Origin of the sequence: Desulfosarcina sp., assembly GCF_041551955.1 — a bacterium.
Taxonomy (GTDB): Bacteria; Desulfobacterota; Desulfobacteria; order Desulfobacterales; family Desulfosarcinaceae; genus Desulfosarcina.
In genome coordinates, this window is sequence record NZ_JBFELV010000393.1 from 1 (window position 1) to 4916 (window position 4916).

Annotated in this window: 4 protein-coding genes and 1 pseudogene; 2 read left to right on the top strand and 3 right to left on the bottom strand. The window is 57.5% G+C overall.

What is annotated here, in order from left to right:
* Positions 1–150 (bottom strand): annotated as a pseudogene (locus ABYV26_RS20885) (3-phosphoserine/phosphohydroxythreonine transaminase); the annotation flags it as partial.
* Between the two features lie 284 nt (positions 151–434).
* Here ABYV26_RS20885 and hisD point away from each other — a divergent pair.
* Both hisD and ltaE read left to right on the top strand, forming a co-directional pair.
* Entirely contained in the window at positions 435–1745 is a 1311-nt protein-coding gene (gene hisD / locus ABYV26_RS20890; RefSeq protein ID WP_372683293.1) for a histidinol dehydrogenase, read from the top strand.
* 326 nt (positions 1746–2071) lie between these two features.
* The gene (gene ltaE / locus ABYV26_RS20895; protein ID WP_372683294.1) at positions 2072–3091 is read left to right on the top strand and encodes a low-specificity L-threonine aldolase; all 1020 of its coding nucleotides are present in this window, start codon (positions 2072–2074) and stop codon (positions 3089–3091) included.
* A gap of 161 nt (positions 3092–3252) precedes the next feature.
* Here ltaE and ABYV26_RS20900 read toward each other — a convergent pair whose 3' ends face one another.
* Both ABYV26_RS20900 and ABYV26_RS20905 read right to left on the bottom strand, forming a co-directional pair.
* Positions 3253–3552 carry an HU family DNA-binding protein gene (locus ABYV26_RS20900; RefSeq protein ID WP_372683295.1) on the bottom strand — a complete coding sequence of 100 codons (300 nt, stop codon included), beginning with the start codon at positions 3550–3552 and terminating at the stop codon, positions 3253–3255.
* A 103-nt stretch (positions 3553–3655) separates the two neighbouring features.
* A complete protein-coding gene (locus ABYV26_RS20905; RefSeq protein WP_372683296.1) occupies positions 3656–4906 on the bottom strand; it encodes an IMP cyclohydrolase in 1251 nt (416 codons plus the stop codon).
* Between the last annotated feature and the right edge of the window lie 10 nt (positions 4907–4916).

A 4916-nucleotide genomic window follows, 5' to 3' on the forward strand; every position in this document is an offset into this window, starting at 1 on the left:
ATCGTCGAACCACGTTGACCGGTGACTGATTTCGGTGACCGACATGCCGGAGCCGGCATAATTGAGAAAGGATTCCTGGATCTCTTCCAAAACCGTCAGGGGCAGGGCCGCCGGCCCGGCGTTGAAATTGTGGATTCTGTCCGCTTTCATCGTAAATACCCTCCATATAGAATGTCTCGGGGAGCCGGTGACGAAACGGCTATGACGCCAACACCGGGAATTGACCCCACATTTCTACAGATGGTGGCCAATCTGTCAACTGGTAAGATCAATTATATAATGATTGCAGTTCAGCAGCAGCTCGGTAGCACCCGGAAGACCTTAAAGCGGGTCCTTCGTGCGGAGGCCGGGATTATCGCCGTGCGCGGCCTCTATTGACAAAACCCGGCAATCCACCTTAAAGGAGGTCAACTCAGAAGAAAGGAAATGATCCGATGAAGATCCTACGCTACCCGTCTAACGCTGCCGAAAAAAAGATGAGGAGCATCATCGCCCGGGACATCGATTTCAGGAAAGCCGACGTCCAGGCCGTCACGCGGATCCTCAACGACGTCAAGCGGAATGGGGACGAAGCGTTGATCCGCTACTGCCAGGCGTTCGATGCACCCGGCATGACCATCGAGACCCTTGCGGTCACACCCGAAGAGATGGCGGCGGCCCGCACCAAGGTAGACCGGGCGTTCCTTAAGGCGCTGAACCGTGCCGTGGCGCAGATCGACGGTTTTCACCGTCAACAGCTGCCCAAATCGTGGATCGACACCCGCCGGCCCGGCACCCTGTTGGGGCAGATGGTCCATCCGGTGGATGCCGCCGGCGTGTATGTGCCGGGCGGCAAGGGCGGCAATACGCCGCTGGTCTCCTCGGTGCTCATGGGCGCCATTCCGGCCAAAATCGCCGGTGTGCCGAAAGTGGTGATGGTCACCCCGCCCATGCCCTCGGGGGAGGTGGCCCCTCATCTTCTCGTGGCCGCCAAAAAAGTGGGCGTGGATGCCGTCTACAAGGTGGGCAGCGCCTGGGCCATTGGCGCACTGGCATACGGCACGGAGACGCTGCCCAAGGTCAACGTCGTCGTGGGGCCCGGAAACATCTTCGTCACCCTGGCCAAGAAAATCGTCGCCGGGACGGTGGGCATCGATATGATCGCCGGTCCCAGCGAAATCCTGATCGTCGCCGATGGAACGGCGGACCCTGAATACATCGCCGCCGATCTTCTCAGCCAGGCGGAGCACGATCCCCTGGCGTCAGCCATTTTGGTTACCGATTCCGCGGAACTGGCCCAGGCGGTAAAGGCGGCGGTCGAGATTCAGCTGGCGGCCCTGTCCCGTGTTGACATCGCTCGGCAGAGCCTGTCTGCTTTTGGCGCCATCATGGTCGTGGAGAATGTGGACGTCGCCATCGGACTGGCCAATCACATCGCCCCGGAACACCTGGAACTCCAGGTGGCGGAACCCATGGATGTGGCGCCGAGGATCCGCAATGCCGGCGCGATTTTCCTGGGACCCTACACGCCCGAACCGGTGGGCGACTACATGGCCGGTCCCAACCATGTACTGCCAACTGCCGGTACGGCACGATTCTCTTCGGCCCTGTCGGTGGACCACTTCATGAAAAAAACGAGCCTGATCCGTTATTCACGCGCGGCACTCAGGAAAGAGGCCCGCGATATCATCAGCCTGGCCACCGTCGAAGGACTCGGCGCCCATGCCAGTGCCATTCGGATTCGCCTAAAAAAGAAAGCCAAATAGCGAATAAATTACAACAGTCAAAAAACAAATAACAAATAAATCACAAAACCCAAATTCCAAGCCATATGATCGGATCTTGAGGAAAGGGTATTTCAACCATCAACATTTGAGAAATCAAAATGAGAACCGAGATGGCGAACACATTCCCCGTCACTTGCCGAGGGGAGGGGTCAATCGCCTGTTGTTTTTTGTCCTTATTTGAGATTTGGATATTGTAGTTTGAATTTTATTTGGAATTTGGATGTTGTAATTTGTTGTTTCCGGTCTATCCGGGTCAGCCGTCACCAGATACAAAAAGGATAATATTAATCATGGACACTATCGACATGAGATCGGATACTATCACTCGGCCCACAACGGCGATGAGGAAAGCCATGGCAGCGGCCGAGGTGGGGGACGATGTCTTCAAGGAGGACCCCACCGTCAATCGCCTGGAAGAGATGGCGGCCCAACGGGTGGGAAAACCGGCCGCACTGCTGGTGGGGTCGGGGACCATGGGCAATCTGGTATCCCAATTGTCCCACTGCGGCCGGGGTGACGAGACCATCCTGGGGGATCAGTCCCACGTGTTCTTCTACGAGCAGGGCGGGGCATCCGCTTTAGGCGGCATCCATCCGCGGACCCTTGCCAACGAATTGGACGGCACCATTGCCCTTGAGAAGATCGAGGCGGCCATCCGACCCGATGATGTGCATTTCCCGGTATCGCGGCTGGTCATCTTGGAGAACACCCACAACCGCTGCAGTGGGTCGCCCTTGAAACCCGCCTATACGACAGCGGTCGGCCGACTGGTAAACCAGCATGGATTGAAACTTCACATCGACGGTGCCCGAATCTTCAATGCGGCGGTGGCCCTGGGCGTGGATGTGGCCGAGCTGGCCGCGCCGGCGGACTCGGTGACCTTTTGCCTGAGCAAGGGACTGGCAGCTCCCGTGGGCTCGGTCGTTTGTGGTGATGAGGCCTTCATCGCCCGGGCGAGACGAATGCGCAAATCCGTGGGGGGAGGCATGCGGCAGGCGGGCATCATCGCTGCCGCCGGCATCGTGGCGTTGACCGAGATGGTGGACCGGCTGGTCGAGGACCACGCCAATGCCAGGGCCCTGGCATTGGGACTGGCGGAAATCCAAGGGCTGCAGATCGATCCCGATGCCGTTGCCACCAATATTGTTTACTTCCGCGTGGTGAAAAATGGGATGGACGCGCCGGCGATGGTGGCGCAGTTGGGCGCTTCAGGAGTCCGTGTGCTGCCGACAGCCAAAGATCAGATGCGGGCGGTGCTCAACTACCATGTAACCCTTGCCGATGTGCAGCGGGCGCTGGCCGTATTCTGCCGGGTGATGAAGTAAAAAGGTTTAGGGTTCAGAGGATCAGGATTCAGAGGTTCAAGGTTACCAATATTCGGTTGATCATCAACCGTTGACCCCCGAACCCCGAACCCACAAAAAAGGCGGCCTGTCGGTTTCATTTTCACCGACAGGCCGCCTTTTTAAATCGATGGGGCGGGAGATTAAACCGCGTCTCTCAATTTCTTTCCGGGTTTGAACTTTACCACGTTGGCGGCTTTGATCTTGATCACTTCGCCGGTCTGCGGATTGCGTCCCTTGCGGGCTTTGCGGCGAACTTTCATAAAGGTTCCGAAACCCACCAGAGTCACTTTCCCGTCTTTTTTCTTCAAGGCTTTGGCGACGTTGGCGGTAAAAGAATCCAGCGCGGCGGCAGCGGCAACTTTGGTGATGCCTGATTCTTCTGCCATTTTCTCAACCAATTCAGCTTTTGTCATTGCTTCCTCCTTTGATGGGTGTGAAATAGGAACCTAATAATTACGCTTAATTTTTGGCATTACAGCAATTCTTTGGTCGTGTCAACAGCGAAACCGCATGAAACAAGGGTTTGGAAGAAGAAATTAGACTTCAATGCTTGAAACTGCGTTGTCCAGTGTAGACCATGGCCACATCAGACGCGTTGCACGCCTCGATAGACTGGTAGTCGTTGTTCGATCCGCCGGGCTGAACCACCGCGGTGATTCCTTCACGGATTCCCACGTCCACGCCGTCACGGAAAGGGAAGAAGGCGTCGCTGACCATGCATGCACCGATGAGTCCGCCCTTTTCGGCAGCCACGCGGGCGTCGATCTCCGCTTTGCGATGCGGGTCTTTCAGGTCATTGTAGGGTGTCTGCCAGGCTTCGAAGCAATAGCGGTCGGCCAATTTGCGGTAGGCCTTGTCCCGGGCGATCTCCGCTACGCCGACCCGGTCCTGCTCCCCGGTGCCGATGCCCACGGTGGTCAGGTCTTTGACATAGAGCACCGAATTGGACGTTACGCCTGACTCGACCAGCCAGCCGAAAAGCAGGTCCTCGGCCTCCCGGTCGGAGGGCATCCGGTTGGTCTGATAGACTTTTCCGTTGGCCTCGCAGCGGGCGGGTTTCAGGTCGGCCCGGGTCCGAGCCTGGGGTACGAAGGACCACTGGGCGATGATCCCGCCGTCGATGAGGCTCTTGAACTCCACACAGCGTTTGCCGACGAAATCCTGAAGCCGGTTGATATTGCCGATACGGATCACCCGCAGGTTTTTCTTGCGGGAGAAGACTTCCATGACCCCTGGTTCGAATTCCGGTGCCACCACCACTTCGGCGTACTGACTGCAAATGGCTTCAGCGGCAGCCATGTCCACACTGCGGTTCACGGCGATGCAGCCGCCGAAAGCGGCCACGCGATCCGCGAGGTTGGCGTTGACATAGGCCTGCTCCAGGGTCTCTGCCTGGGCAACGCCGCAAGGGTTGTTGTGCTTGACGATCACCGCCGTGGGCCGGCCTGTGAAGTACCTCAGGATATTGAGAGAATTGTCGGCATCGGTGAGGTTGGTCTTGCCCGGGTGCTTACCGGACTGAAGCAGTTCGATGTCCGATGCCAGGTACTGGCCGGGCTGGATGGTCTCGGTCTCTCCGAGTACGAGGTTGCCGTTGACCATGCGATACAGGGCTGCCTCCTGACCGGGGTTCTCTCCATAGCGCAGCCCCTTCTGGACAGCGTCGATGGTCCAGGTCACTTTTTCGTAGAACAGGGTCTGCCGCCGGTCCCTATCGACAAAGCTGATCTCCATGTTCGGGGGAAAATGGTCGTCCATGATGGTGCGGTACATTTTTTTCAGATCTTCAGCCATGGTAATTCTC